The sequence below is a fragment of the Tateyamaria sp. genome (assembly GCF_039945315.1).
Classification (GTDB): Bacteria; Pseudomonadota; Alphaproteobacteria; order Rhodobacterales; family Rhodobacteraceae; genus Tateyamaria.
Map to the genome: position 1 here is coordinate 1 of NZ_JBDUXB010000024.1, position 4,025 is coordinate 4,025.

Genomic DNA, 4,025 nt, shown 5'->3' on the forward strand with positions numbered 1-4,025 from the left:
TTTCAATCAGGAGCGACATCTTTACTCACGAGACAATTTCAAACTGAACCGAAGCGCGGCTCTCTCCGAGTGGCGCCAGCTTTGTTCCGGATAAGTTCATGCATTCCGCGGTAAACTGAGACTGGTTCGAATTCGTCTGACGCAATCAGCGTTTTCCGCAAGCCATTGATATTGAAATAAAAAAGGCAGCAGGCGGAAATGCCTACCGCCTCTTACCTGCCAACGACACAGGCCACTCATGCAGGCGTGGGCTTCTTTTGTCGTTTCGCGCGCTTAGACAGCCAAGGCTTTCAACAAGCTGCAAAACAGACGTCCGAGCGAAGCGCAGCGAATGACCGCTCTGAGCCCAAAGTAGCCATCGATTTCTCTCACACTCGAGCGCTTTGTAGACAACTGTTGATACCGTTGGAAGCTGGCGGTATTGATTGAAGCCCGGTAGAAGCAAATCTCTCGCAAACTGAAAGCACCAAATAAAAAAGGGATACCCAAACAGTGCTTGTCCAATTGTTGCTTGGCTCTGCTATCACTCTCATCTCATTAACGGGGGCAGCACTGTTATGGTGGGTCCTCAATGAAGCACTCCTTTTGATGGAGCCGTGGCTGCGGCGACCACCAACACCAGCCAAGTCGCTAATCGTGATTTTTATGGCGGTACTTGCAACGATGGCAATGATGACATTGGGGGTATGGCTGTGGGCGATTGTTTTTGCACAAATGCTGATTTTCAGCTCCTTGGAGGAAGCCGTTTACTATTCTCTCGTGGCCTACACGACCCTGGGACTGGGTGACGTAGTAGTCCCCCAAGAGCAGAGGCTGCTGGGGGGGGATGACAGGCGCGAACGGCTTTCTGATGTTTGGTCTTATGACAGCGATGTTGACAGACACTCTGCGCCACGTACGCAAGGTGCAACACAATTTGCGCGACTAACGGGAGAACCGACAAGTGCACCCATGTTAATGTCGATTTAGTCCGCAAGGCAGTCATTGGTGCAGACTGCAGCGAACGGCCGCTCTGAGCCCAATTTACCCAATTTGGTGGGGTGCGCGGATGGCTGCTTTGGTCGGAACACTCGTCTGGGCAAAGGGACGGTTCCACTCTCAATTGACATTGCCAGTTGTCAGCAAGCGAAATGCAGTAATTTCTTCTTTCCTACCCTTTACAGAAAATTTTCCAGCTTTTTGCAGGGTAAATTCCTGGTCAAGATGACTTGCTGTGGCTTCACTGATGACAATCACAGCACTCGATCCTTCATCAAGAAGATCACTGGCGAGTTTTTCAAGCCTGCTACAAGTGTTCACCGTGTCCCCAATAACGGTGTAATTCATACGGCCGACCGCTCCAATGTTGCCAACAATCAAAGGCCCAGTGTGGACCGCAATCTTTATGCGTTGTTCATCCTCTCCAGCAGTCAAGGCTTTTTCTATGGCTATGGCGGCCCGACAAGCGCGTTGTGCATGATCTGATTGTGTTTCTGGAGCACCCCAAAACGCCATTACGGCGTCCCCGATGTACTTATCCAGGGTTCCGCCTTCTTTTTCGATGCATTGATTGATTATCTCAAAATGTTGGTTCAGTTCTTGAGCAATTTCTCCCGGCTTCTTTGTTTCTGAACTGGCCGTGAACCCCACGATGTCTGTGAACATCACTGTGAGCTCTAACTCCTGTGATGAGATGGAAGAATGTTCTTTTTGCTGTATCAGGCGGCGCACCAATTTTCTGGGTACATAGGTTTCAAACCAGCGTAATCCTTCCAGCATTTGATTAAAGGCAATTGCCTGATTGTTGAGCTCAGTAATGCGCGATGGCGGTAAGGGATCAATTTCATCAAGATTGAGATTTCCAACCTTTAGTGTTGCGTCAGCAGCTTCGCTTATGGGAGCCGCCACCCAGCGAGAGAGGAACATAGAACCTATAACGGCCAGCACCAGAAGAACCGCGCCACCTATTATCGAGTTAAGAAGCCTGTAAATCTGGGAGTTCCAATCGGCACTTGGCGAGTAAGCTCCCAAGGTCCAGGGGACATACCCCAAATCATTTATCTCGTTAGAGAGAACCAAGTATTCGTCACCATTTACCTCTATCTCTCGAACATCAAACACCCCGTCAGGATCGGAAAAATCTATCGGCGTTTTCATAATCTTGCCTATAATGGGCATATCCAAGTCAGACACTTTGAAAAGGGGATTTTCGAAATTTAGCTTTGCTCCCGATAACTCCGGCAATTTTCTATGGGCTAGCAGACGATCATTCCCGTACATGATGAAACCGTTGGTTTGGTAAGTATCGCCCAGTTCTTCTATCAATTCTGACAATTCACCTACTGATACACCGGCTGCCACGGCCCCAATATGTCTGCCGTCATAAAACAACGGCGCAGCGACCGTAATTAGTGTCTTTCCTTCAGTTCTGATTGGTTCGTTCCAAACCATTTCCCGATTGCTGTGCAGCAACCTGAGGTAGTTCTTTAGGCCTTCGTCGTGTTGATTGTCGTCTGTTTGAACAATCAATTTCTGATCCGTGCCACGCGAGACAAGGATTTCACGGGCATTTGGGAGCCACACAGCAACATCGGAAATTTGGGGGATGCTGCCCAAAACGCCTTTAAGCTGCCAAACGGTTTCATCCTTAAACGCTGGGTCAAATTCGCCATCTGAAGCCTGCCGAACTAGAAATTCCACAATATCAGCGACGGGTTCAACATGCTGCTTCACATCCTCCTTCAATGTTGCCATGAAAATCTGACCACGGCTCAGGGCAAGCTCAGAAGTGTTTTTGAAGTTGGCATAGGCCGACAACAACAGGACAGAGCCGGCCGCCAAAGTAACGAGCCCACCGATAGCGGTGACAAGCAAGACCGTCATAGAAATGTCCGCAGATTTCTTCATCAATCCAAATTTCTGATCTCGCTTAGTTGTGTCAACGTTATCGCCCAAGGGGAAATGCGCGAGAACTACTGATGTCCATGAGATAGCACAGCATTCGCATGGCAACAAAAGACTGCATGCTTAATCCAGAGTTTTGGTCAAAATACTTGGTTGCCAAATTTCTGCATTTCCGGGTGGGGTGCAAACGCTCGGGGCCTGCAATTATCCTGCTGATGTGAGGTCAAGGTGCTGGGATATCGGGGCATTATCTGAACAGCGGTCATTGGCGAGATCGCGGCGAAAGTTCACTTTGGTCCCGCAACTCAGCCGTTGGGGCGTCGTGCAGCGAAGGTCCGCTTGGTGGTATTTGATGCTTTGGAATTTAATGGGTCCAGAGCCTAGAAAGTAACGGCACCCCCTAGGTTCCCGCAATTTAGCCTGTGCATCTGCCAACTGCTTTTCCAGATCAGCAACCTTTTGCTGCAGCCTGACTGCCTTTGGGGGTCTGCGTCGTGCCATTGGATCACCTATGCTTTGCCGTGTCTGCCGGCACATTAACGGCTTGGCACACCGGATGGCACAACAAATCCAAAAATCTCTGTAAGTCATTGATTTTATTTAGGTGGTGGCGGTGCTGCCAGACTAATTCGAACCAGTCTCTACAAGGACAGTGACACTGTCCATTAACTCGCGCAGAGACCACGCCACTCGGCAAGAGCAGCGGCGCGGTTGAGCTTGAAATTTGGTCTCGTTGAAAGGCTGCGTTCCTGATTGAAGTGATTGTAGACTGAAGCGTGGACGGCGGCGAATTTCTGCAAACTTCGCATACGCCGAAAGCGAAGCATCGCCCTCTCCCGTCGTCGAAATGGCAGATGCGAATTCTCTGCTCGATTGTTCAGCAAGCGACCGGTTTCTTGCCTGTTGGCCAAGCCGATGTCCTTCAACGCCGCGCCGTAGGAGCCCAGTAGATCCGTGACGAATACATCTGGACAACCATGCTTACGCATTGCTTTATTTAAGAATTTCAACGCAGCCTTCTTGTCTCGCGTCTTCGTGACGAAGCTCTCGAGGACTTCGCCCTCGTGGTCCACGGCGCGCCAAAGATAGTGTCTCTCGCCGTTGATCTTCACGAACATCTCGTCCAGGTGCCAACGCCACTT

Annotated in this window: 3 protein-coding genes and 1 pseudogene; 2 read left to right on the top strand and 2 right to left on the bottom strand. The window is 50.0% G+C overall.

Translation table 11 applies throughout. The features are described from left to right. A pseudogene (locus tag ABJD00_RS06435) lies at positions 1-94 on the top strand (IS6 family transposase); the annotation flags it as partial. A gap of 398 nt (positions 95-492) precedes the next feature. Further along, complete coding sequence (locus ABJD00_RS06440) at positions 493-969, top strand: hypothetical protein (RefSeq protein ID WP_348188582.1); 477 nt, start codon at positions 493-495, stop codon at positions 967-969. Between the two features lie 129 nt (positions 970-1,098). Here the strand turns inward: ABJD00_RS06440 and ABJD00_RS06445 are convergent, their stop codons facing one another. Together ABJD00_RS06445 and ABJD00_RS06450 are read right to left on the bottom strand one after the other, a co-directional pair. Beyond that, the gene (locus ABJD00_RS06445; RefSeq protein ID WP_413853586.1) at positions 1,099-2,862 is read right to left on the bottom strand and encodes an adenylate/guanylate cyclase domain-containing protein; all 1,764 of its coding nucleotides are present in this window, start codon (positions 2,860-2,862) and stop codon (positions 1,099-1,101) included. Positions 2,863-3,548: 686 nt separating this feature from the next. After that, positions 3,549-4,025 (bottom strand): IS6 family transposase (locus ABJD00_RS06450; protein WP_413858042.1); only part of this gene is annotated, 477 nt, incomplete at its 5' end.